The sequence below is a fragment of the Methanosarcina barkeri str. Wiesmoor genome (assembly GCF_000969985.1).
Taxonomy (GTDB): domain Archaea; phylum Halobacteriota; class Methanosarcinia; order Methanosarcinales; family Methanosarcinaceae; genus Methanosarcina; species Methanosarcina barkeri_B.
Genome location: NZ_CP009526.1, coordinates 64,358 through 88,916, shown reverse-complemented (window position 1 = coordinate 88,916; position 24,559 = coordinate 64,358). Strand labels below are relative to the sequence as shown.

At 40.4% G+C, this 24,559-nt stretch carries 22 protein-coding genes, 3 tRNA genes and 1 pseudogene; 13 read left to right on the top strand and 13 right to left on the bottom strand.

Features of this window, described 5'->3' with window-relative positions; genetic code table 11:
- Positions 1 to 359 precede the first annotated feature (359 nt).
- From MSBRW_RS00490 to MSBRW_RS00475, 4 genes and pseudogenes are all read right to left on the bottom strand, one after another.
- Entirely contained in the window at positions 360 to 1,025 is a 666-nt protein-coding gene (locus MSBRW_RS00490; RefSeq protein WP_011305933.1) for a hypothetical protein, read from the bottom strand.
- A gap of 328 nt (positions 1,026 to 1,353) precedes the next feature.
- Entirely contained in the window at positions 1,354 to 1,791 is a 438-nt protein-coding gene (locus MSBRW_RS00485) for a Zn-ribbon domain-containing protein (protein ID WP_011305934.1), read from the bottom strand.
- A gap of 436 nt (positions 1,792 to 2,227) precedes the next feature.
- Positions 2,228 to 2,470, bottom strand: a pseudogene (locus tag MSBRW_RS00480) (zinc ribbon domain-containing protein); the annotation flags it as partial.
- Between the two features lie 171 nt (positions 2,471 to 2,641).
- A complete protein-coding gene (locus MSBRW_RS00475; RefSeq protein ID WP_011305935.1) occupies positions 2,642 to 3,316 on the bottom strand; it encodes a phosphoribosyltransferase in 675 nt (224 codons plus the stop codon).
- A gap of 383 nt (positions 3,317 to 3,699) precedes the next feature.
- On the opposite strand from MSBRW_RS00475, the gene MSBRW_RS00470 reads away from it, so the two are divergent.
- Complete coding sequence (locus MSBRW_RS00470; RefSeq protein WP_230669886.1) at positions 3,700 to 4,518, top strand: helix-turn-helix transcriptional regulator; 819 nt, start codon at positions 3,700 to 3,702, stop codon at positions 4,516 to 4,518.
- Here MSBRW_RS00470 and MSBRW_RS00465 read toward each other — a convergent pair.
- Complete coding sequence (locus MSBRW_RS00465; protein WP_011305937.1) at positions 4,506 to 5,462, bottom strand: methionyl-tRNA formyltransferase; 957 nt, start codon at positions 5,460 to 5,462, stop codon at positions 4,506 to 4,508. The genes MSBRW_RS00470 and MSBRW_RS00465 overlap by 13 nt on opposite strands.
- Before the next feature lie 1,037 nt (positions 5,463 to 6,499).
- Between MSBRW_RS00465 and MSBRW_RS00460 the strand changes: the two genes are divergently transcribed.
- On the top strand, positions 6,500 to 7,366 hold the full coding sequence (locus MSBRW_RS00460) for a protease inhibitor I42 family protein (protein WP_011305938.1): 867 nt from the start codon (positions 6,500 to 6,502) through the stop codon (positions 7,364 to 7,366).
- 109 nt (positions 7,367 to 7,475) lie between these two features.
- Here MSBRW_RS00460 and MSBRW_RS00455 read toward each other — a convergent pair whose 3' ends face one another.
- Complete coding sequence (locus MSBRW_RS00455) at positions 7,476 to 7,667, bottom strand: hypothetical protein (protein ID WP_011305939.1); 192 nt, start codon at positions 7,665 to 7,667, stop codon at positions 7,476 to 7,478.
- Between the two features lie 29 nt (positions 7,668 to 7,696).
- On the opposite strand from MSBRW_RS00455, the gene MSBRW_RS00450 reads away from it, so the two are divergent.
- The 5 genes from MSBRW_RS00450 (at position 7,697) to MSBRW_RS00430 (ending at position 9,862) form a co-directional block, all read left to right on the top strand.
- On the top strand, positions 7,697 to 7,891 hold the full coding sequence (locus tag MSBRW_RS00450; protein ID WP_048102632.1) for a hypothetical protein: 195 nt from the start codon (positions 7,697 to 7,699) through the stop codon (positions 7,889 to 7,891).
- Positions 7,892 to 7,906: 15 nt separating this feature from the next.
- Positions 7,907 to 7,981 (top strand) — tRNA-Met (locus MSBRW_RS00445).
- Between the two features lie 63 nt (positions 7,982 to 8,044).
- Positions 8,045 to 8,119 (top strand) — tRNA-Met (locus MSBRW_RS00440).
- Positions 8,120 to 8,182: 63 nt separating this feature from the next.
- Positions 8,183 to 8,257: transfer RNA gene (locus tag MSBRW_RS00435), tRNA-Met, on the top strand.
- A 273-nt stretch (positions 8,258 to 8,530) separates the two neighbouring features.
- Positions 8,531 to 9,862, top strand: a complete 1,332-nt coding sequence (locus MSBRW_RS00430) for a signal recognition particle protein Srp54 (RefSeq protein WP_011305940.1) — start codon at positions 8,531 to 8,533, stop codon at positions 9,860 to 9,862.
- Between the two features lie 608 nt (positions 9,863 to 10,470).
- Here the strand turns inward: MSBRW_RS00430 and MSBRW_RS00420 are convergent.
- Entirely contained in the window at positions 10,471 to 11,040 is a 570-nt protein-coding gene (locus tag MSBRW_RS00420) for a GMP synthase subunit A (RefSeq protein WP_011305941.1), read from the bottom strand.
- 427 nt (positions 11,041 to 11,467) lie between these two features.
- On the opposite strand from MSBRW_RS00420, the gene MSBRW_RS00415 reads away from it, so the two are divergent.
- The 6 genes from MSBRW_RS00415 (at position 11,468) to MSBRW_RS00390 (ending at position 18,326) form a co-directional block, all read left to right on the top strand.
- Positions 11,468 to 12,265, top strand: a complete 798-nt coding sequence (locus MSBRW_RS00415; protein ID WP_011305942.1) for a 2-amino-3,7-dideoxy-D-threo-hept-6-ulosonate synthase — start codon at positions 11,468 to 11,470, stop codon at positions 12,263 to 12,265.
- Positions 12,266 to 12,362: 97 nt separating this feature from the next.
- On the top strand, positions 12,363 to 13,505 hold the full coding sequence (locus MSBRW_RS00410; protein ID WP_011305943.1) for a 3-dehydroquinate synthase II: 1,143 nt from the start codon (positions 12,363 to 12,365) through the stop codon (positions 13,503 to 13,505).
- Between the two features lie 101 nt (positions 13,506 to 13,606).
- Complete coding sequence (aroD, locus tag MSBRW_RS00405) at positions 13,607 to 14,335, top strand: type I 3-dehydroquinate dehydratase (RefSeq protein ID WP_011305944.1); 729 nt, start codon at positions 13,607 to 13,609, stop codon at positions 14,333 to 14,335.
- Entirely contained in the window at positions 14,332 to 15,174 is an 843-nt protein-coding gene (locus MSBRW_RS00400; protein ID WP_011305945.1) for a shikimate dehydrogenase, read from the top strand. The genes aroD and MSBRW_RS00400 overlap by 4 nt, the downstream gene beginning before the upstream one ends.
- An 86-nt stretch (positions 15,175 to 15,260) precedes the next feature.
- Positions 15,261 to 16,688, top strand: coding sequence for a prephenate dehydrogenase (locus tag MSBRW_RS00395; protein WP_048103186.1), 1,428 nt, complete (start codon positions 15,261 to 15,263; stop codon positions 16,686 to 16,688).
- An 84-nt stretch (positions 16,689 to 16,772) separates the two neighbouring features.
- The gene (locus MSBRW_RS00390; protein WP_011305947.1) at positions 16,773 to 18,326 is read left to right on the top strand and encodes a HEAT repeat domain-containing protein; all 1,554 of its coding nucleotides are present in this window, start codon (positions 16,773 to 16,775) and stop codon (positions 18,324 to 18,326) included.
- Between the two features lie 114 nt (positions 18,327 to 18,440).
- On the opposite strand, the gene MSBRW_RS00385 is transcribed toward MSBRW_RS00390, so the two are convergent.
- Genes MSBRW_RS00385 through MSBRW_RS00360 form a run of 6 tightly spaced genes read right to left on the bottom strand, consistent with a single transcriptional unit; the run spans position 18,441 to position 24,441 of the window.
- Positions 18,441 to 19,235, bottom strand: a complete 795-nt coding sequence (locus MSBRW_RS00385) for an ABC transporter ATP-binding protein (protein WP_011305948.1) — start codon at positions 19,233 to 19,235, stop codon at positions 18,441 to 18,443.
- Between the two features lie 2 nt (positions 19,236 to 19,237).
- Complete coding sequence (locus MSBRW_RS00380) at positions 19,238 to 20,182, bottom strand: ABC transporter ATP-binding protein (protein ID WP_011305949.1); 945 nt, start codon at positions 20,180 to 20,182, stop codon at positions 19,238 to 19,240.
- Entirely contained in the window at positions 20,182 to 21,006 is an 825-nt protein-coding gene (locus tag MSBRW_RS00375) for an ABC transporter permease (RefSeq protein WP_011305950.1), read from the bottom strand. The genes MSBRW_RS00380 and MSBRW_RS00375 overlap by 1 nt, the downstream gene beginning before the upstream one ends.
- Before the next feature lie 2 nt (positions 21,007 to 21,008).
- A complete protein-coding gene (locus MSBRW_RS00370) occupies positions 21,009 to 22,007 on the bottom strand; it encodes an ABC transporter permease (protein WP_011305951.1) in 999 nt (332 codons plus the stop codon).
- A 23-nt stretch (positions 22,008 to 22,030) separates the two neighbouring features.
- Positions 22,031 to 23,797 carry an ABC transporter substrate-binding protein gene (locus MSBRW_RS00365; protein WP_011305952.1) on the bottom strand — a complete coding sequence of 589 codons (1,767 nt, stop codon included), beginning with the start codon at positions 23,795 to 23,797 and terminating at the stop codon, positions 22,031 to 22,033.
- A gap of 2 nt (positions 23,798 to 23,799) precedes the next feature.
- Complete coding sequence (locus tag MSBRW_RS00360) at positions 23,800 to 24,441, bottom strand: FmdE family protein (protein WP_011305953.1); 642 nt, start codon at positions 24,439 to 24,441, stop codon at positions 23,800 to 23,802.
- Positions 24,442 to 24,559 lie beyond the last annotated feature (118 nt).

The following is a 24,559-nucleotide window of genomic DNA, read 5'->3' as shown; positions in this document are numbered from 1 at the left end:
CTGATAGTAATCTAAATTTGTGAAATGTTAAGCAATAATGCCAGACTATTGTGATTGTATATTTTTTGATTATAAGTATCTAGCCTTGAGTAAATTCGAACAGGAAGCCCTGCCTAAAACTTTACCCGGAAGACTAGCTGGAAAGGAGAATGTACAAGATAGTAACCTATAGTTAGCATCAATGATATATAAGTGTTTCTATAGTCATTTGTTTTCGTTCGTAAACAAAAATAAGAAAGTTCCGGATATGAAGTTCTAAATATATGAAGCTCTAAATAACAGAAAAATTGGACTGAAGTGTAAAAGAAGCAAAAGACTGGACTTGAGTGTAAACAAAATAATAATTGTCATTCACGAATCTAAAGGATGAGTTGCTTATTGCTTTCACCCGCTCCTGGCAAATTCTTTGTTGAACCTGAACCACACAGGAAACTTAGAGGATTCAACAAATCTTCCATTTTCTTTCTTTCATTTTCCCAGTTTATCAAAAATACTGCGTGAACGGTTTTTCCATTCCATTCTTCTGAAGTTACTGCAATGGTATACATCAGATTGCAAAATTCGATTGAGCCACAAAAAAACTCACCATAAACATAAAATTCAGCTCTACTGTAAGGCACTCCTTTAATGTGCCCGGAGTAGTGACATGAATCTCCCTCATTGAGAACTAAACTCTCATCAAATTCTATGTTAAAATTTCTGTCTAGTAACCTAAGATTAACATTTCCACATTCAGCCGATTCCTTGAACTTTTTAATATCTACAACAAAAGTTTCAGAGTCGTCCCAGTAATCCTGAGAATTAACAGGGTTATCCTGAAGATTTACTTTCTGAATGATATCATTCTCGTGAAAGTCTGTAATTTCTTTTATTGAGCTTTCGTTAGAAACGATTTCAATAAGCTGTTTTCCGGAACATTCAGAAATATCGTCTTCGTTGTTAACCAGAAGAAAACTTCCTGAGAAAACAGCCAATCCAAGAAAGACTGCAAATATCAGTATTTTACAGGAAATGTTGATTTTCATTAAAACCCCATCTTACTATTGAAAATTATAAGTTTTAAGATCCAGTATAAATTTAGATTCTTTATAGAATAATCTTTCTAACAAAAAACTATTATACCCAGAAATAAACAAATTGGAACATAAGATGTAAGCTGGGTACAATGAAGAATAATTAAAGAAAAAGTTTACAATTGAAAATAACAAAAATAGGATAAGCTAACCATATACTTCAGGCTAAAAGCACAGGCTTTTACGCTTTGTTCTATAAGACTATCCAGAATTATTCCTCAAAAACACCCAGGAAAGAAATTTCTGGGAAATTTTGAAAAATCCAAGTTATTTCTACTTTTTAATTTTTCTTTTTGTTTTCCTTTTGCTGGCTGAAAACCGAGGGCAGGTGCAGGGCGTAAGACCCCTCTTCCCGGATTGCCATAACGAGTTCTTTTCTTTCAAGAAGGGAGTCCAAGTTAAGTTCATATGAGCCAGGCCCAAGGATTCTTACGGACTCTACTCTTTCTTCATCTGTTACCCTCTCGGCTTCGGGTTCCTGCTTTACACTTTCCTGCTCAGAAGCAAGAGCCTCATCAATATTTCTGACAACTTCATCCAGAGAGGATTCCAGATCCAGCTTTTGTTCTTCCAGAGCAAGCCTTTCCTGATTTTCCAAACCTTCACATTCTTTTTTTACATAAAGGAATTTATTCCAACCGCAGTTCGGGCAACCGCTCAGGATGACAGAATCTCCGTCTTCAAAAATGGTTCCGCATCTGGTACATCTATGGGGCATGAATTCACCGGTAATAAATAGTGGGTTAATTTACTGTTAATGAATTAATTTATTGTAAATGATGTAATTATGTACTCGGTTTTTTAGATAAATCTGGTATTCTGAATTTTAGACCAGTCACGTCCTGGATTGTAGATCAATTTAGTGTTCTGGATTTCAGACCAGTTTAGTGTCCTGAATCGAGATTTTAAATGATATACAGAGTGGCTAAATGATAGCCTTATGGGTACTTAAAATATAGATACCCTGAACAGATATGTATATTTGTATTTTACAGCGTGAACTACCTCTCCCTTAATTCTTCACCTTTCAGCTCAGTTTAGAGGGAGAAGTTTCTTGGTTCATTCCTTTCTCTTTTGAGAACAAGTCCCCAAGCCCTTACCCGCGTTCCACAGGTGTCAAATAACTATAAAAGTGTCAAATAACAATAAGAGTGTCAAATAACTATACGATTTTGATCTTGAAGTGAGAATTTTTTGATATTGATTGCAGCATTAATGTTCCTATCATGTTTTGTTTTACAATCAGGGCATTCCCATTCTCTAGCATCAAGAGTCAGATTAGAATTATAATATCCGCAAACGTTACAAAGTTTAGAAGATGGTTCAAATCTTCCTATTCTCAGGATAGTTTTACCGAACCAATCTGCTTTATACTCTAACTTCGTAACAAATTTAGACATTTAACGATTTAATGCCACTGTTTTTAGGTTCAAATGCCTAAGTCCTGTCCCAATTATAGAATCAAATTTAATTTTAAGACACGCTCTTAGACTGTAAGGCCCCCTTCGTTTTCCAGTGAGAAACGTAAGCTATTAACCCTCTCAGGAAGAGATTTATAATAAAGCTTTTTATAACAATCTCCAGTGCTTCTTTCCATTAATAATTTCGGAATTGACTCTGCGCACTCTCTCCATCTCCTCCAGAACTTCAGGAAGCCTTCCCGGCTGGGTGATTTCAAAAACAATAGAGTCCAGATCATGGTTTATGTAAAGGCTGTGTTTAAGGTCTTCAAGATTCCAGAGTTTGTTAGGGTCTTTTCTCATGCATTTAGTCAAGATACTTGTCATATCTTCTATGAAGTTCCAGGGATAGATAATCCAGGCCCAACCCTCAAGCCGTTCGCCAACATAATCGGGGTCGATTTTAGAACTCCCCAAGTACTGTAATGAAGCGGTCCTGACTTCAGTAGGATTGTGATTTTCCACATAAGCCCTGGCACTAAGCATACTTTCTCCAGTATCAACAATATCATCGACAATAAGTACCTTTTTTCCTTCCATCACATTGTTCGAAAGAGGATATCGAATATAAGGCTCACCGGTATCGATAGCTGTGTCTCCTATGTAATGCTCGATTTTCAAACTGGATAAGTCATCAAGCCCCAAAAAATCGCAGAGCACTCGCCCGGCAAACCAGCCCCCCCTTGCAAGCGCAATAATTACATCCGGTTCATATCCAGAACGTTTGATTTCCGTAGATATGTTTCGGCACAAACTATAAATGTAATCCCAGTTCGTAAGCACACACTTGAATGATTTTATGCAAAGTCCTCCATGATCTGGAAATTGCGATACACAGCCAACACTATCAGATAAGAAGTATCACTTTCCAAGCTCTATATTCGACCTATATAATCTAGATTATAGACTTTAAGTTTTCTTATCTTGTCAAAGGATAACTCGAAAAAGATTAAAAAGAACAGGATAAAATTAAAAAAAACGGGATAAAATTAAAAAGAATATGATACGATTAAAAAATGAACGTTTGGAAAGTATATTACAAACTCCTGTTATACTGAAAGAACGTGACTAAAGGGACGTGACTAAAGATAATTTCAAATATCTTTAAACATCTCTCGTAGAACTGGCAGGTTCCTTCAAAAAACCTTTCTGAAAACAGAAGAAAAATGAATCTTTCGCAAAAATGCATGATCCGGAAAGTGAAATCAATGGACAAAGCCTTGATAGACCTAATTTTTATGTCCCAGAAGAGAAAAGACCTTTTGCTCCTTCTCAAAAATGGAGAGAAAACGATAGAGGAAATAGTAAACGGTCTGAACGTTAACCCGACGGGCATGCTTCCCCAAATCAAAAAACTGAAGGATGAACATCTAGTTTTTCAGGAAGATCGAGAATACAGGCTAACGCCTCTTGCGAAAATATTGGTCGAAAAGATGGAGCCTTTGCTCGATACTCTGCAGGTCATTGAGGAGAATTCGGAATACTGGCAGGATCGTGATCTCTCCGAATTACCCAGGGCATTTCTGGAAAGGCTTAATGAATTGAAGTTCTGCTTTCTTGTTAAACCTGACCCCGATAATATTTTTGAGCCTTCTTCCGTATTCCAAGATAACATAAGTAAATCAAAAAAGATACTCTGTTTTTCATCAATATTTCATCCGGTCTTTTCCGAAATATTTCTAGCAAATAAAGACAACGATACCAGAATAACCCTTGTAGTAACAGAAAAAATCTATGAAAGACTGAAAACTGACTTCGAAGAAGAACTGAAACTTTATCTGACCAGAGAGAAAAGAAGGCTTTTTATCTGTAAAGAAGAGATAAAGATTGCCATGCTGGTTAAGACCGAATACTTCATGGCTGCTGATTTTCTTACTTCAAAAGGGATTTTTGACCAGGAAACTATTATGAGTTTTGAGCCTGCAGCTCTGAGATGGACTGAAGACCTTATTCTGTATTACAAAGAGCAGGCTCAGCAAATATAAGGGTAAATTCGAGCAAGAAAACTTTCAGGTGAAAATGTAACGTCAATATATATTTTTCCGTTTTTGCAAACGAAAAAACATTTTGAATTCTCCTTATAAAGTTTTCCTATTTTATATCCGGAAATATTACATTTTTCTTTACTCAGAATTTTAATCGTGAACCCAAATTTGTACAAAATGGGTTTCTTCAATAGAGTGTAATGGTACTTAGGAGTGCCATTTAAAAAATGAAATACTCTTTCGACACCCCACTCATCCCATTTTATGAGCTCGTTATATTCATTAGATTTAACCTTTCTGGCTCTCACCGTTGGAGTAGTTGCAGACTGCTTTATTCTGGGAACATCTCCACTCTCAATGATATCCATTGTTTTTAAAAGAAACTTTATTCCTGTTAAAGATAACTTCTGAACAACTTCCTCGAGCTTTTCACCCGAACTTATAAGAATCCTGTCCTGGAAAATTATATCGCCGGTATCCTCGCCTTTGTTTATATAATGAAGAGTAACTCCTGGATTAAGGACATAATCGTAATATTCCCAGAAAATAGGGGATGGACCTCTGTATTCTGGAAGATGTGAATAATGGAGATTAATAGTCCCAAGTTTCGGGATATTAAATATATTCTCCTTCAAGAGATGAGACATAGAATACACAACTATAATATCGGGCTGTAAATGCTTCATCCATTTTTTAAAGGCCTCATTGTCTCTTTTCCTTAAGTAGTAATAAGGAATTTCCAGTTTTTTAGAGAAGGTTTTTAAATTTAAAGGCTTCGAGGTGAATGAATAATAGACATCTGTAAAAGCTCCCCCTATAGCTTTAAGGAATGAATTAGGTTCTCTTGTTCGGGAGCACTCAACAATTCCCACTACCTCATGTCCCGATTCAATAACGGATTCAAAAACGTTAGAAACTCCCTGTGTGATAATTGCAACTCTCAACTGAAATACCACCTTATCTTTACTTAAGACGAGGCAAGAAAAAATCTGCACTAATCACTTATTTTAATTTCCATGCTACGTTTATATTGCAAAGCGTAAAACCCCTGAGTCTGTAGCTCAGGGGATATAAACATCAACTAGGGGATATAAACATCAACTTTATCAATATACTTTTCATAATGCATTGCCTTCCATAGACCACCGAATTAATCTAATATTAAATTAAGGTATGCAAAAACCAAGTAACCTTTTTTGAAGAGTTTATCATCAGGCTCAGAAGGCATTGGATAAATACACTGTACCTAGTCCGTTTTCATGTAAAGCCGTAGCGAGCGAATGGACGGAACTCAGTAGGGCCGGTTCGACCCAAATTAAAGCTTGTTGGAGATGCTGATGGTCATTTATGAATCGAGAACCGCTGAATCTTTAGTTTAGCGATAGTTCACTTTAGATATTTTCCAGGAACTTAGGCTGGAACCTCCTTAAATAGCAATTCAAAGTATTTTTTCAATTTCACTGCGAAAAATTGCCTTTCTGAATCTTAAAAGTACAAACTGTATTCTTCGGGCAAAAAACATAGAGTTAACACTGTTATTAATGATTATATGGAGTTGGTAAGTATATATAAAACTGTGCTAAAAATCAAGGATGGACTTTAAGAATGGAGTTTTAAGAATCGGACTTTAATACTAGATTTTATATATTTATATTTAGATATATAAAGTTTCATAGAGTATAATATTATAAAAGCTTGTTTAAAAGCGTATATCAAGCTTTTAAACTGCTGAAATTCAAAGCTTTTGACTTACTTGAACTTGAGGCTTCTTAGTTACTGGAATTTGAAGTTTTTGAACTACTTGAATTGATAATTTACGATCAAATGAGAGTTTCCAATACAATTCAAATCAACAAAAAAGAGAACTGACCTATAAAGCTGCGAACAGAACTGAAGTTTAAGCAAAGGATAAATCCAAACAGGCTCATCTTTTCATAAACTTATTATAGAGAATAAGAATCGAGAGAAAAAGAGGGGAAAAATGAAAACCAGAACAAATAATAAGTTTTGGAAATATACAAAAATTACAACATTTCTACTTACGGCCTTTGTGGTTATTCTTTCCGGATGTGTTGAAGAAGAGCCGAACGAAACTGAATCAGAAAATACGACAAACAATAGTCAGGGAATTATAGAAACAAACAATAGTCACGGAACCATTGGGGGAGATTACATATACGGTACTGCAAAGGTAAAGAGTATCCAGATTGTGACCCTTGAGTCATTTCCTGTACAGATACATGTGATAGCAAAAGGCTACCTGCCTGACGGATGCACTGAAATCAACGAAATAAATAAAGAAAGCGAAGGAAATGTCTTCAATATCACTATAAGTACAAAACGCCCTAAAGATGCGATCTGTACGCAGGCTATAAAGAGTTTTACGGAAACCATTCCCCTTGAAGTTCGGGGTCTTAAAGCCGGGAACTACACTGTAAATGTGAATGGAGTAACCGGGTCTTTTGAGCTATCCGTAGATAATTTACTTGAAGAAGCTCCCGGTTCTATATCGACGAAACAACAGGTAATAACCGAAGCTGACAACGGAACAAGTACAAGTCTTGAAAATGGAAGCACGTTTTACCTCAAGCTTAAGGAAAATCCGACTACAGGCTATTCATGGGAACTCAATCTGACCCAGGGACTCAATAATATCTCAGGAGAATATTATCCTCCAGAGCAGCCTGAAGGAATAAAGCAACCTCTTATAGGCGCGGGAGGAGTTCATTTATGGGAAATTAAAGCCATATCTAAAGGCAGCCAGCAAGTAACTGGAATATATAAAAGACCCTGGGAGAAAGTAACCGGAGAGGAAGAGCACTTCATGCTCAAGGTTGAGGTTGTCTGAGTTGCCGGTAATACCTCTACCCTTTTCATGGTTTGTTCATTCCATTCGGTAAAGGAGAGGGCAATTTTAACTTTTAACTTGGTAATGCATTCTTCTCCAGCTGGTCCTTTTAAAGGGATTCAAGAGCCTGTTTCAGGTCTTTAAGACAGTTTTCGCAGATATAGGACGTGCCGATTTGTGTACATCCAAGAATTTCCGCACATTCTTCCTTTTCTCCTTCCCTCTGGCTTCCAGGATAGCCTTCGCAGTAAACTCCACACTTAACTTCACAATAAGCTCCGCAGAATAGACACCTTGTCATAATATGACTTAGGGTTTGGAATTTCAAATATGTTTTCAGAAAAACCAGAGAACAGGGAAAATAAAGGAAAGAAAAAGAGATCTAAAGGCCTGAAAAAGTCGAGGGACTTCTTCAGAGAAACACCCAAATTTCTCGACAAATTTCAAGAGATTAGAAAAGTAACCGAAAGTTATATAAATTATCGCTCGTATGTTGGGGTAGTTATCCCAGGCAAAGTAGCCTGATAAATAAAACCTTGTAGCGGGGTGGGGTAGCCAGGAGATCCCGACGGGCTCATAACCCGTAGACCGATGGTTCGAATCCATCCCCCGCTATAGTAAAGCTCTTTTCTGAGTTTGTTTGTGGTTTGACATATTTTCAGATTATAATTACCCGGTAGCGGGGTGGGGTAGCCAGGAGATCCCGACGGGCTCATAACCCGTAGACCGATGGTTCGAATCCATCCCCCGCTATAGTAAAGCTCTTTTCTGAGTTTGTTTGTGGTTTGACATATTTTCAGATTATAATTACCCGGTAGCGGGGTGGGGTAGCCAGGAGATCCCGACGGGCTCATAACCCGTAGACCGATGGTTCGAATCCATCCCCCGCTATAGTAAAGCTCTTTTATGGATTTTTTGTATTTTTGTGTTTTAACTTGTGTTTTAACACTTCTCAGAGCCTTTTAGATAACACAGTTTCAAATCTTCATACCCGGCAACGTTTTTATAGCCGGTTACCGATTTATATATGGAATCCATTTACTTATCCCTATTTTAAGCTACTAAACTCAAGGCTTATTAAGGAAGGTTACTCTCTTACACAAGGTCAAAAAAGTGTGAGTATCTTTTTATTTATCCTCAAAAAATCAGCAGGATGACTTTCATATGGTAATGGAAAAACTTGGAGACTCCTTACAGGGGGCGCTCAAGAAGCTAATCGGCGCGGGGCGAATTGATGAGCGTACGGTCAATGAAGTAGTAAAAGATATCCAGCGGGCTCTGCTCCAGGCCGACGTGAATGTAAAACTTGTTATGGGAATGTCCCAGAGAATCAAAGAGCGTGCAATGAAAGAAGCCCCTCCTGCAGGTATGAACCCGAGGGAGCACGTAATCCGCATTGTATACCAGGAACTGATGGAAATCATCGGCAAAGGAGCTGAAATTCAGCTCAAGCCGCAGATTATAATGATGGTTGGGCTTCAGGGAAGCGGAAAAACTACCAGTACAGCAAAGCTTGCTCGCTACTTCCAGAGAAAAGGACTCAAAGCAGGAGTTGTCGCCGCAGATACCTTCCGACCTGGTGCATATCACCAGCTTAAAACTCTCTGTGAAAAGCTCAACGTAGCTTTCTATGGGGAAGAAAATAATCCCGATGCCGTCGAAATTACCAGAAACGGGCTCAAAGCCCTGGAAAAATACGACGTAAAAATTGTGGATACCGCAGGCCGGCATGCTCTTGAAGCCGATCTTATAGAAGAGATGGAACAGATCAACGCCGTTGCCAAACCAGACCACAAGTTCATGGTGCTGGATGCAGGTATCGGACAGCAGGCAAGCCAGCAGGCACATGCATTTAATGATTCCGTAGGAATTACAGGCGTTATCATAACAAAACTTGACGGTACTGCAAAAGGAGGCGGAGCTCTGTCTGCCGTTTCCGAAACAAAAGCACCTATTGCCTTTATCGGCGTTGGAGAAACACCGGAAGATTTTGAGAAATTCGAAGCTGACAGATTCATTTCAAGGCTTCTTGGCATGGGAGACCTTAAAAGCCTGATGGAAAAGGCTGAAGAGACCCTTAGCGAAGAAGACGTAAATGTCGAGGCCCTGATGCAGGGGCGCTTCACTCTCAAGGATATGTACAAACAGCTTGAAGCCATGAACAAAATGGGCCCTCTCAAACAGATTATGTCCATGCTGCCACTGGGAATGGGCGGAATGGGAGGCGTTAAACTCTCAGATGAGATGTTCCAGGCTACAAGTGACAAGATGAAGAATTACAAGACAATCATGGACTCCATGACAGAAGAGGAAATGACGGACCCCAAGCTCATAGGCGGTTCCAGGATCAAAAGGATTTCAAGAGGCTCAGGCTGCAGCCCCGAAGAAGTAAGGGAGCTTCTGAAATACCACAAAACCATGCAGACAGCTCTAAAAGGCTTCAGGGGTGGAAAGTTCAACATTCAGAAAATGATGAAGAAAAGACTCGGGATGTAATATCCCGAAGATATTTTTCATCATTATAGCGTTTATTTCTCTTTTATAATCACTAAATTTACAGGATATTTCGTTCCTAAGATTGATATCGATTGACAATGTCGATTGTTGGCTATGGAGAAATCCTAATTCAAATATTTTAAACTAATTCATGCTTAGGATATTAAGTAGGTGATATTAAGTAGGTATTAAGATTTTTGCAGAGATTTCTTTTTACTGATATTTACAATTATAGAGACGATTAAATAAATCCATAAAAAATAAATTACGTTTGTAGTTAGAATGTATGGGATATTAGTACTTTTAAAAATCAAGAAAGCTGCATATTTTTCTGGACCAAGCATCCTGGCGATAAAAATTGTGGAAAAGAATTTTATAATAATGGGAAAAATGTTCAAACCTATTATTAAGATAATGAGAATATAGATTTTTTGTTTCGTTGGCTTAATAAATTCTTTTACATTCATGATTTATGTTAAGTCTAATTTGACTTTAATTTTTTTGCATTTTGACTATGAAGAAATCCTATCAAAGTTAAGAATAAAGACATCAAAATTTAGAGGATTTCTACAAAGCCCAATTGTTAATGTCAACAATTAACATCGATCTTAATATTTTTCACAAATTTCAAGGAAGTTAGTAAGCAGTTCTTCTCCCTTCTCTGTATGAGAAACCTCAGGGTGCCATTGCACACCATAAATCGGCTTTGTCGGGTGACGCATGGCTTCAATTTCACAGATATCAGAACGGGCAAGATGAATAAAACCCTCAGGCAAAATGGCAACCTCATCTGCATGGGAAGCCCAGACTGTAGCCTTGGGTCCGAGTCCACGCAGAATATCGTCTTCTTCGAGCACTTCTACCTCAACCTCTGCATACCCGCCTTTTTTCCCTGAATGAACGTGTCCTCCATATGCCAGGGCAATTGCCTGGTGCCCGAGGCAGATTCCAAGAATAGGGAGATCGATTTCCCGGACGTAATCGAAACATAAACCTGCCCTATCCATTTCCGGCCCACCGCTCAGGATCAGTCCGTCCGGCTCCTCTGCCAGGATATCCTCAATTGGCGTTGTATTGGGAATTATTTTCGTGTCCATGTCAAGGTCTCGGACAGCCCGGTGAATAAGATGACAAAATTGTCCGTAGTTATTAACAACAAGAATTTTCAGCTCTTTCATAGTTCCTTCAGTTCCTGTTTTAGTATGATTGTATTTTCTAACGCTCTGAGTTTACTCTATTAGCCGGTCTTATCCTATTTTAATTCTTGTATGTTTTCAAAGTTTAGAATTGACAATTGTTTTCGTAGTCAAGAGACTTCGAGTCCTGTACGTTTCTTGAATCTATATTTCCTCTGACCTGGAATGTATTTTCAATGATACCTTTTACTCATAACAACTAGTTGACTTTCAGATATGATCATTATAGTACATTAGTATACAGAAAAGTTCAAGAATATCCGTTGCTATTAAAGTGCATAACCTGTCTCGTAGCTAGTTGGAATAGCTTTAAATAGGTGTAGTGTGCTAATGTGTCACACACTAGCACGATAATTCTGAGTAGATATAACAACAATTTAAGAGCATTTTGCACTCGAAGGAGATTATAATGGCAGAAATCGGTAAAAAGATACGGATAGAAAGGCTGATGAACCGGGAAAGCAGAAACATGGTCATTATTCCCATGGACCATGGGATCTCAGATGGGCCTATTGACGGGCTTATCAATATCACTGACACGGTAAACAAAGTTGCCGAAGGAGGAGCAAACGCCGTCCTTATGCAGAAAGGAATGGTAAAATACGGACACAGGGGATACGGCCACGATATAGGTCTTATCGTGCATATAAGTGGTTCTTCTTCCCTGAGCCCGGACCCTAATGCCAAAGTACAGGTCTGTACTGTAGAGGAAGTAATAAAAATGGGAGCCGATGCCGTTTCCATGCACATTAATATAGGCTCCGAAACCGAAGCTGACCAGCTTGAGCAGCTCGGCAAGATTTCCAGAGACTGTACGGAATGGGGTATGCCTCTCCTTACTATGATGTACCCCAGAGGTAAAAAAATTACAAATCCGCACGACCCTGTAAATGTAGCGCATGCTGCAAGGATCGGGGCCGAGCTCGGTGCTGATGTTGTAAAAACGGTATACACCGGAGACCCCGACAGCTTCAGAGACGTTGTCAGAGGCTGCCCTGTACCTGTAGTTATTGCAGGAGGGCCTAAAACCTCAACGGATCTAGAACTCCTGGAGATGATTGACGGGGCGATGGAAGCCGGAGCCAGAGGTGCTGCGATTGGAAGAAATGTTTTCCAGCACAAGGATCCTGTTAGACTCACCCGGGCCATTTGCGAAATCGTACATCATAGAAGACCTGTAGAAGAAGCCCTCGAGCAGTTGAAGTGAGAGCTAGATATTGAAAAGCAATACCGGAACCCAAAACAGAAGTTAAAAAAGGGAAAAGGCCTGAGTAAAAACAAAAAATGTACCGGGGTTGAAGCCTTTGAAGAAGAAAAGCGTATGGATAAAAGCCGATGAAGGCGGATGGGAACAACAGAAAGAAAGAATTACGACAGGTCTTGAATCAGGAGCCGACTGTGTACTTGTAAACCCAGGAGATGTCGGGAAAGTCAGGGAACTGGGAAATATTCCAGTAGCAACTTTTGGCCGGGACAACAAATCCGGGGCTGAGATCATTGTCGTTGGGAAGAGAGGAGAAGGCGATGGAACGAAACCTTTACCTCTTGAGACTCAGGGTTCTCTTGACATAAACGCAGCAACCCTTCTGAGGGATAAAGAAGTAGCTGTTGGCGGATATGTTATAATCAAGGACAAACGCTACGAGCAATTCGCAGCCGAGATGGGGAAAGTCTGCGACTTCCTGATTGTAACGGGCACGGACTGGAAGGTTATTCCTCTGGAAAACCTAATAGCTGAGCTTCAGCGTTATGACGTAAAAATAATTTTCGGGGTAAAAAATGCTGAAGAAGCAAGGCTGGCTTTCAAGACCCTTGAAACCGGAGCAGATGGTGTCCTTCTTAACAGTGGAAACATCCAGGAAATTAAAGATACCATCCAGGCTGCAAGGGAGATGGAAAATGAAAGAACTGAGCTTGAGTCTGCGGTTATAACCCGGGTCGAACCTCTTGGAATGGGAGATAGAGTCTGTGTGGACACATGCAATCTTATGCAGAAGGGAGAAGGCATGCTCATAGGTTCTCAGGCAAGCGGGATGTTCCTTGTAAATTCCGAATCCGATGACAGCCCATATGTTGCAGCCCGCCCATTCAGAGTAAATGCAGGTGCGGTTCACTCTTATATAAAAATTGGAGATAAAACCCGCTACCTCTCGGAACTTCGAACCGGAGATGCGGTAACAATAATCGATTCAAAAGGGAGGCAGAGAGAAGGGTTTGTGGGCAGGGTCAAGATTGAAAGCCGTCCTCTTATGCTTATTGAAGCAAAAGCAGGCAATCGCACTCTGAGCGCAATCCTGCAAAATGCCGAAACTATCAAGCTGGTTGGAAAAGACGGAAATCCGATTTCAGTCGCCAAACTCAAGAAAGGAGATGAGGTTCTGGTTCGCCTGGAAGAGGGAGCCAGGCATTTCGGTAAAAAAATCGAAGAAACGATAATAGAGAAATAACCTCCTAAATGAAAAACTCCTGAAAAGAAATGGTCATCAGCGGAAAGACAAAAACGGAAGAAGAAACGTTCATCAGCAGAAAACAAAAACCGGAGCAAACAATGATTCATATTGGCCAGCTTGACCTTGAGAAAAAAGCTGCCGTTGTAGCAGTAATCCTTGAAAAATCCCTTGAAATTTCAAGAAAGGCCGCCAAAATGGGGGCCGACCTTCTCGAAATTCGGCTTGATTTGCTTGGGATCAGGGACCTGGAAACAGCTGCAGAAACAATCAGAAAAGTAAAATCCGAAACCGGACTTCCGGTAATTCTCACAAATCGCTCAATTACGGAAGGAGGAAAATGGGAAGGAAAAGAGGCCGATAGAATTGAACTTCTTACAAATCTCATTTCCCTGAAAGACGGGCCAGATGCAGTAGACATAGAGCTCTCTGCTGGGAGAGAAGCAAGAGACCAGGTAATAAAAGCGGCAAAAGCCCACGGAAAAACTGTAATCGTTTCTTCCCATGACTTTTCAAGGACTCCGGCTTTTCAGGAAATGAAAACTATTCTGGAAGAGGCATTTCTGGCAGGGGCAGATATTGCGAAACTTGCTGTTATGCCGCAATCGAGAAGAGACGTACTTAACCTGTTAAGAGTTGCACTGGATGCCAGGGAGGCAGGAAATGCTGTATGTACGATTGCCATGGGTAGGCTTGGAAAACATACAAGGGTAATTGCTCCTTTCTACGGTTCGGTCCTGACATATGCGGCTGTTAATAGTGAAGTTTCTGCCGCGCCCGGGCAATTTCAGGTAGACGAAGTAAAGAAGATATTGGAGCTGCTCGAATGAAGCAAGTTTTTGGCGTATTTGGAGACCCTATAGCTCATTCCCTTTCTCCTGCAATGCATAATGCAGCTTTTTCAGCCCTTGGAATGGACTGTATCTATCACGCTTTCAGGGTGAAACCCGAAAAACTGGAAAAAGCAATTCTTGGGGCTGAAGCTATGGGGTTCGGAGGGTTGAATCTGACAGTGCCCTTAAAAGAGACAGCCTTGAAACTTGACTGCATAAAACCGGACCCACTGGCCGAAAAAATAGGAGCTGTAAACACTATCGTTTTCGGGGAAACCGGAGAAATAAAAGGGTACAACACGGACGGACTAGGAGCAAAGCAGGCACTTCAGAATTCTGCAGTGGAAATGGAGGGGTCTAAAATCGTAGTTACAGGTGCAGGTGGAGCAGCAAGATCCATTGCTTTTCAGCTTGCAGCCGATGGCGCTGAAATCACAATAGTAAACCGTACCGAAGGAAGGGCAATCGAGCTTGCAAAAGATATCTCAGCTGCATCCCTTTCTGGAAACGTAACTGGGAAAGGGCTCTCCGGATTAAAAAACTTGTTGCAGGATGCCAATATCCTGATCAACACTACGACTCTTGGAATGCACCCTAATGTAGATACTGCGATTGCCACAGCAGAAGATCTCCACCCTGACCTTACTGTTTTTGATATTGTCTATAATCCCCTGGAAACCAGGCTCTTAAGAGAAGCAAAAGCTTCAGGCGCAAAGACTGTGAGTGGAGTCTTAATGCTTGTCTACCAGGGAGCTGAAGCTTTCAAGCTCTGGACAGGAATCGAACCTCCAGTCGAACTTATGAAAAAAACGGTTTTGGAGGCTTTGCAGGTTTGAGTGCTAATCTGAAACCAGGGAGTCAGGTCAATACAGATCAAAAACCTGAAAAAACGAAGGTGCTGATCCTTGGTGGAACTGGGGAGATGGGACAATGGTTTACCCGTTTTTTCAAGCAAAAAGGCTACGAAGTTACAGTCTGGGGAAAAGGTGGGAAAACAGAGATTGCAAGCAAATTAGGAGTTCCTTTTGCCTCGGATCTCGAAAAAGCTGTTCCGGAAAGTGACATATTAATAGTCTCGGTGCCAATCAATGTAACTGAAGAGACTATTGCGGAATTTGCCCCGAAAATGAAATCTGGAAGTCTGCTTATGGACTTTACTTCCATTAAAGTAAAGCCTGTGGAAGCTATGAAAAAATTCGCCCCTTCAGATGTGGAAATTCTCGGCACACATCCTATGTTCGGCCCGACAATTCCTACTATCAGAGGGCAAACTGTCATTCTCGTCCCTGTAAAGGGACGTTCGGAAAAGTGGTTCCCGGTAATAAGAGAGCTTTTTGAGGAAGGGGGGGCACATGTTGAAATTACTACGGCAGCCGAACACGACAGGCTTGTTTCGGTTGTACAGGGGCTTACCCACTTCGCCTATATTACCATAGGAACGACCATTGACAGGTTAGATTTCGATATAAAAAAATCTAGAAAATTCGTAAGCCCGGTCTACGCCATAATGCTGGACTTTGTAGGCAGGATTCTTGGCCAGAACCCCTATCTGTATGCCCTTATCCAGATGGAAAATCCCGGAGTTCTGGAAGTTCATGACGCATTTATCAGGGAATGTGAAGAACTCTCAAGGCTGGTGCGAGCCCATGACGAAGAAAGTTTTGTGAAAAAAATGAAATCTGCTGCTCGTAAGTACGGCGATACGGCTCATGCCCTGCGTAAATCGGACAAACTGATTAATTCCAGAATAACTGAATACGAGACCATTCTGAACTCTGTTGGAAAGGTCTGTGGCTTTTCCCATTTTTATTCCGGAAAAATCCATGTAGGCATCCTGGGAAAAGCAGGACCAGATGAGATTGTCCTTACAAAGATGGTATCAAAAGGTACTTCCCCTCATATAAAAAACAAGTTTGTAAAACTCAAGCTTGAAAATCTTCGCATGCTTTCGGAATCCGAATTGTGGGAATGGAGAAAAGAAAACCTTGAACATTCTACCAGGGATATTTCAGTCCTTATCCCTGAAGGGGCTGACCCTGAAGTTATACTTAACGCTATAAATACTAACAAACAGCTTGCAGCCTGCGAAATAAGTGATATCTATAAAGGAGTTAATCAGGGAGATCACAAAAGGATTAATCGGGGAGATTATAAAGAATTTAACAGAATAGAAACTGAAAAAGAAAGAGAAGAAGCAAAAAGGCTCGGAGTTACTTACAGGATAACGGTTTTTGGGGATTGTGATGCTAATTCTGTTGAAGCTGATGTTACATCACTCCTTTGCGGTCTTGGGTGCAGAATAAGAGAGAAAAATCTGAAACAAATAGAAAAAACTGAGCCAAAAAGATGAAAAAAACTTTCTCCTTAAAAACCCGGGCTATCTGTATTAATAAAGAGAGAAAGTAATATAAACAATAAAAAAAAAGATAATGTAATGTCCGGAGTTCGATGGAGAGTCTCTCTTTTATTTGCACTTATCACTCTTTCTATATTTTTTTCGCTTCTTGCAAATAGTGATAGGTTTATGGAAGTCAGGGGAAATGAAACATACACACAGACCGGAGCTGGAATTTCAAGCAGTAATTCAATCGTAAATCTCACAAATAGGCTGGAAGCCGGCAACCATGAAGCGAGATTGAATGCTGCAGCTGAGCTTGGGAAGCTTGGTGGCCCTGCGGCAAATGGTCTTGTTGATAAAATCGAGTCAAATAATTCTAGTTCGGAAGAAATAAACAGTTACATGCTTCTCGCGCTTCTCGAAACCGGAGATGACAGAGCAGAAAATATCCTTTCCGAAAACTTTGAGAAAATTGAAGCTTCGAATAAGGCTGCAAACGAAAGTGAAGCTGAAGAATGGAAACAAGGACTCTCAGAGAATATCCTGCAGGCCATCGAAGAAAAAGATGCAGCCACAAGAAAGTACATTGCAGATTCTATTGCTATGGACTCCGCCAGGTCGAGAAATAGAGGAGAAACAAACGCTTTTGAGAGAGCTCTTAAATCAGAAATACAGAATTCAAGTCTCTATGTTCCTTTTGCGCTTTCAGACTTTGGACCTGAAGAACCAGGAAGTGAAACCGAAAAACTTATTAAAGCTCTTAAAAGCAACAAAGGAAGCACAAGAGTTGCAGCTATGATGGCTCTTGGAGAAATGAGAGAAAAAGCTGCAGTAGATCCCATACTTGCAATTCTGATGAGAGATTATCCGCCAGCACAAGCCAGTGCAGCGATTGCACTTGGAAAGATTGGAGACGAAAAGGCAGTAGACGTTCTAAGAAAAGAAATGAAAGACGGTGATAATGAATATGTTAAAGGCGGCTCTGCAATTGCGCTTGCGAGAATAGGAGACGAAAATTCAGTACCCTATATTATAGATAGATTGAGAGACCAGAGAATCAAAGTAAGAAGTAGTGCAGCTCTTGCGCTTGGAGAAATAGGAAACGAGAACGCGGTAGAACCCCTAATAGAAACCCTGAAAACCGGAAAGAGTACAGAAGGGCAAAAAAGTAATTCCTTGAACGCAAACACTGATGTCCGAAAAAGCGCTATCCTTGCCCTTGGAGAAATCGGGAGCACGAACTCTACTGAGACTTTAATCGGCATATTGAACGATAAGGAAGAGGAGCTTGAAGTCAGGACAGCGGCAACTTCAGCCCTGGGGAATATAAAAGATCCAAAAGCTGTAGAAAAGCTCAAACAGGCGTTTGAGGACAAAACTATGGATGCAAATATTAGAAATGCAGCTTTTCTTGCGCTTAGCAAAACAAGGGACCAGGAAACTGCAAAGATGCTTGTAGGAAAACTGGGAGATCAAGAGTTTGGGGCTATCGCCAGAGAAGCTCTCATAGATATGGGAGAATTGGCTGTTGATCCCCTTATAGAAAATTTGAAAACGGAAGACACGAAAATAAGAGCTGAAACAGCTTTAATTCTTATTGAAATTGGAGATCAGAGGGGAGTTAAACCTCTTATTGAGGCTTATAAGTAATTAGGACACAGAAAAAAATACGGCTGAAACTGGCTGCACTTATCTTATCAACATAACGTTTGGCTAAAACTCGCTTTTACTTTTTTAACTAGATTTTACTTTTTTAACTAGATTTTACTTTTTTGTTTCTGATGATATCAGATTTGCTCCTGCTGCAAAGAGTAACGAATTTGTGTAGGCGTTCTGGGATTGTATTAACACTTGATTTCGAGAACCGTATTCTACTATCTTTCCAGAGTGCATCACAGCAATATTGTGGCATATATAAGCAGCAGCAGTGATGTCATGAGTGATAAAAATGAATGTTATCCCAAGGTTTTCATTCATATCAAGTATAAGATTAAGAATATCGACACCAATGGAAGCATCAAGCATCGAAATGGGTTCATCAGCTATTATTATGTCAGGGTTAGTAATTATGGCCCTGGCAATGGCTACACGCTGACGCTGCCCTCCACTAAGAGAATAAGGATACTTATTAAGGTACTCTTCAGCAGGTGTCAAACCTACGGATTCAAGAACACTACGTACTTTATCAGGAGTACACCTGCTTTTATGCTTTATTAGATACGGTTCAGATACAATTTCTTCGATGGTCATCATATGGCTCAAAGAGTCATAAGGATCCTGGAAAATTACCTGTACTGTCGGTTTCCTTACTTCACTATTCACATCTGTAATATCTGTGAAAGATATAACTCCTGATGTTGGTTTCAGAATACCTAGTATTAATTTAGCCAGAGTGGTTTTACCGCTGCCGCTTTCTCCGATGATTCCAAGAATCTTATTCCTTTCGACATCAAGAGATACTCCATCAAGGGCCGTGACTAATGAACTGCCCTTAAATAATCTTTTACTCTTGAATACCTTTGTAACATTGATAACTCTGACAAGTTCATTTTTTCCCATCTTCATCCCTCAAAATGACATGACACTCTGACATTACCTGTACAATCAGGAGGTTTTTTCTCTCTGCAAATTTCAGAACTCTTTTCACACCTTTCCAGAAATTCACAACCTTGGTAAAGTTTTAGAGAAGATGGTGGACTGCCTGGTATACCCTTAACCCTTACAGGCTCGACCATAAGAGGCAAGCTTGAACTCAGCAGTTTTTGTGTGTATGGGTGGCGTGGATTCTCCAGTATCTCTTCTTTTGTGCCTGTTTCCATAATTCGCCCTGCATACATTATGTAAATCCTGTCACAAATTCTGGAAATAGTGTGCAGGTCATGAGATATTACAAGCAAAGAAGTGTTTTTTTGTCGTGCCATATTTTCCAGCAGGTTTATAATTTGCAACTGTACCATTGCATCAAGGGAAGTGGTAGGTTCATCGGCAATAATCAGCTCAGGAGATAGAAGCATAGAAAGAGCAATCATAAGTCTCTGACGTTGTCCACCACTAAACTCATAAGGGAAAGAATCAATCCTTTTAGGATCTATGGATACCAGGGAAAGCATATCATTACTAAGAGCAATCATCTCTTTTTCAGGCATATCCACATGATCCTTGATGGTCTCTATAAATTGTTGTTTAACACGTACAAGCGGATTGAGGGCGTTCATGGAAGATTGAGGTATAAACCCAAGATGCCTCCCCCTGAATTTTCTAAATTCTTCCTTACTGAGATTTTGCAGGTTCTCTCCCATGAAGCAGATTCTTCCAGACATACATCGATTACGGCTATTTATGTCAAGAACACTCATTGCAAGGGTTGACTTCCCGCAGCCGGACTCCCCTATTAACCCTACGATTTCTCCTCTTTCAACCCTGAGGTTCACATTCTTCAGAACATGGTAAACCCCCATTTTTGTGGTGAAATCAACCGTAAGTTCTTCAATATCAAGTATAGACATCAATAATCACCTTCCAGAGACTGTCCCAGAAGTACGAATCCCAGCACAAGCAGTGTTATACATGTCCCTGCAGGCAGCAGCCACCACATCCATGCATCTGAGAAAAATATCATTGGATATGATATTGCATATTTTATCATGCTCCCCCAGCTTGGATAAGAAGGGTCTCCAAGTCCCAGAAAAGCAAGGCCTGACTCTGACAAAATAGCACGGATAGACTGCATTACTAATGTAGTGACCACGATTGGGTATAAATCTGGAACAATATGTTTCCTGATTACATAAGGGGCTGTAGCCCCGGAAACCCTTGCGAAATCTACATGTCCAGATACCCTGAGAGTCCGAGTCTGAGCCCTTGTAACCCTTGCACCTACAGGCCAGCCTAAGAGTATAAGAATGAATATAATATTCCATATGCTTGGGCGCAAGTATGCTGCAAGAATGAGAATGAGAGGAAGTTCAGGGATCATGAGAAAAATATCAACTCCTCTCATAAGTACCCTATCAGAGATTCCGCCCATATATCCTGAAAATACTCCTATAAAAGTACCGATTACCAGCACTCCAAACGATACAACAAAAGCAACTGTAAGTGAAGTCCTTGAGCCATACAAAAGCTCTGTGAATATGTCTTTTCCCACGTCATCTGTACCAAGTGGGTGAGCATCATCTGGAGGGAGCAAAGGCTGACTTGATAAATCAGTAGGCCCATAAGGAGCCAGAAGAGATGCAGTAGCAGCCATAAAAATAAAAAAGACTAGAATTATAAGGCCTGCAATACCTTTTGGAGTTTTTAATCGCTGTGAAATACTCTTCTCGTGCATATTCACTCCTGCCCACTTCGACCATCAATATAGGAACATATGATATCAGCTGCATAGTTACCTGCCAGCACAAAAAAGGAGATGAAAACAAAAGCTCCCTGAAGAACAGGATAATCCCTTTCGATGAAGGAATTATAAACAAGTAAACCCATTCCAGGATACGAGAAAATAGTCTCGACGAATACAGCACCTCCCACCATGAATCCAAGCATTGCAGCTACTTGATTCACTATAGGTACGATTGAGTTGAGAAGAATGTGGTTTTTAACATGTCTATCTTTTAGGCCTCTTGCAATATCCATCAATATGTAAGGACGCTCAAACTGTTGGGAACAAACATTTCTTACAAGCAAATATGTACCCGGCATCTCAAAAGCTGTAAGGCAGGTCAGTGGAAGTACCAGGTGAGAAATGATATCTTTTGCCACGGATAAGCTGCCCTGATAATCCATATACGGTGTCACGGCTCCCGAAACAGGAAAAAAACCCATCCTGTATCCAAAAAAGAAAATAAGAAGCGTCCCCAAAAAGAATACTGGCACGGAACGGAATAAAGGTAAAGTGATGAGCAATAAGCTGTCGATTCTTTGCCCCCGTTTCCAAGAAGATTCCAGCCCAAGAAAAATCCCTAGCATTGTAGACAGTAGTAGTGCAGTCCCCATAAGAAGAAGTGTCCAGGGCAATCTTCCAAGAACTACATCAAGTACAGGGACATTGTAAAATATTGAATAACCAAAATCCAGATGTGCTGCATCCCTCAAATAATGAACAAACTGTAAGTGCAGGGGGTCGTTCAAGTGATAGTAGTCCATAAGCTTGTATTTTGTCTCTTCATCGATGACAACCGGCAAGTCTGCATTCTGGCTGCCAAGTATGCTTAGGAGTGGGCCCCCAGGCATAAACCGTGGCAGAAAAAAATTGACAGTAAGGATTATAAAAAAAGTGAGGGCATATTCCAGACCTCTGGAAAATACGTGCCCCCATTGAATTCTGTCCAGCAATTATAACACCTATTCATTGCCAATTACTTTTTTCGCCTATACAATACGCAAACAACTGCAAACGCAAGGGTTGCTGGCAGGATACCTGGAGCGTTCATCGTGTTGACACCAGATGCACTCTCTTTACTGGTACTTTCGTTTTTGTTCAAGGCAGTACTACTCTGACCATTCCATTTTCCATAGATGAAAACAAGCTTGTTATATTCTGTGGGAACGCCACCTCCTACACCCCCAGGTGTGTAGAAAAAGCCATCGAATTTGTCCTGATCACAAGCACTGTAAACATTCCTGTATAGGAGAGGAATTGTCGGAACATTATCGGCAATCAAAACCTGCATCTTGTCTACAAGAACCTTGCGTTCCTTTTCATCCAGGGTAATCATCTGCTGGTTTGCAAGAGATGTAAATTCGGTGTTGTTCCAGCCCGTGGATTCAGGGAAAGAATTTAACATCCTTGCAGGATCTGTCGATGTACCGTGAGAATAAATGGCTATATCAAATTTGCCTGAACTTACCAGACCATCAACGGTTTTCATGTCCCCTGGCTTAAAGACCACACCTATACCGACATTCTTCAAATAACTCTGAACAAGCTCTGCAATCCTCTGATTCTGCTGGTCTGAGGTATAGAGTAACTGGAACTCAAGTCTTTTACCGTCAGGAGTAAGCCTTATCCCGTCAGAATCTTTTTTATCGTAACCTGCATCATCAAGAATCTTATTTGCAGTTGCAGGGTCATATGCATATTTTGTTACATTTGAATTGTACCAGCTTGAGTATGGGGGTACATACCCCGGATTTCCTGTAATGCCTCCACCGTGAAGCACTTTTTTCTGAATATCTTCACAGTCAAGAGAATGATAAATTGCTTTTCTGACATCAAGATTTCCAAGGATAGAATTTGAAGGGATGTTGAATCTTAATCTATAAACCCAGTACCCGGCTCCTTCAACTATTTTTATATTCTCAGAATCATTCAGAGCCTGAACCTGGTCAAATGTAAGACCGGCTTCATCTATATCTCCAACCTTAAGAGAAATCACAGGATCGGCTGATTTCACAAAAATCAGAGTGTCAATGACAGGTTTCCCAAGGAAATAATTTTTGTTTGCAGAATATTTATAGGACTGCTTGTCTTTGTCGTAATCTTCAAGGACGAAAGGACCTGTTCCAATGGCAGCTTTAGCCTCCACATACCTTGTTGGGTCATCAACATTTTTCCATATATGTTCTGGCATGATAGGTATCACAGCAGCTACCTGTTGCATAAAAGGAGCATATGGCTTGTTAAGTTGTATCTGGACTGTATAGTCGTCAGGAGCTTTCACACTTTCAATAACTGCTGTATTATACCAACTAGCTCCTATGGGACTTATCGCTGCTTTATCCCTAATGTAATCGTATGTGAAGACTACATCACTTGCCTTGAAAGGCTCTCCATCGTGCCACTTCACATCGTTCCTTAGATGAAAGGTCCAGGTAAGCCCATCAGACGACTCTTCCCATGAACTGGCAAGCATCCCTGTGATGTTTCCAGTATCGTCCGGCCATACCAGCGAGTCAAAACAGAAACTCATCATTATGTAGCCAGGTCCTCTTGGATAAAAGGTCAGTGGCGAAGGAAAACCCCAATCACTGCTACTTGCCCCCCAACTTGCTTTAAAAACTTTTGAGTTTTCCTCACTGGAATTTTCCACTGCTGCAGCAGATGTAAGAAAAAGCGGACAAAATAAGGAAGTGATGATGAAAAAAGATAAGATAAAAAGAAATATCCTTCCAATCGATTTCATTGTTACCACCCTCTGGTATATTCATCATAACAGGATACGCATACTATCTCTCCATCCTGCATTCTGGCACGGGATTCAGCAAACATCTCACCACATTTTGAGCACTTTACCGAATTGAATATCCTGGCTTTATGAGGGATTTCTACGTTTACATATTTTATATCGAACATTTCTTCAGCAGGGACTCCTCTCATATATTCCGAGATACCATTCATCCGTTTTCTGAACTCCAGTATTTCGGATTCCGTGGCCGTACCGGACATTACTTTGGGATGGAGCTTGTTTAACTCCGGGTCGATATCATCAGTGTTAAAGTTGGATTTCAGAACTACCCTGACAGCTTTGCCGCTTTCTCTGCATATGAAAGTGAAGGCCTGCTTTCCATAATCCCTGTAGATAAGATTACCTTTTCCGATAGTACAGCCCGTTACAACCTGCACCGCGTCAACTCCGCATGCGTCATTTTCTACAATAGTCACAAGCTCTTCATCGATGTCTCTATCAACACAAAGCTCTTCTATGCCAGCTTTGGCAGCCATATAACCGATGGTCAGTCCCGGACATACGTGTCCATGAAACTTTGAAACCTCAGAAAAAGGAGCTATTTTTACTCCTGTATTTTCGTTCGAGCACTCTTCAGACACTTTGATCACAAGCTTTTACTTATTGTGATAACTATTATATTTTTCTAAATAATTATTAACATAAAATAATACAATATGATAGTATATTAAAATTATAATTATAAAAATTCATTTAACA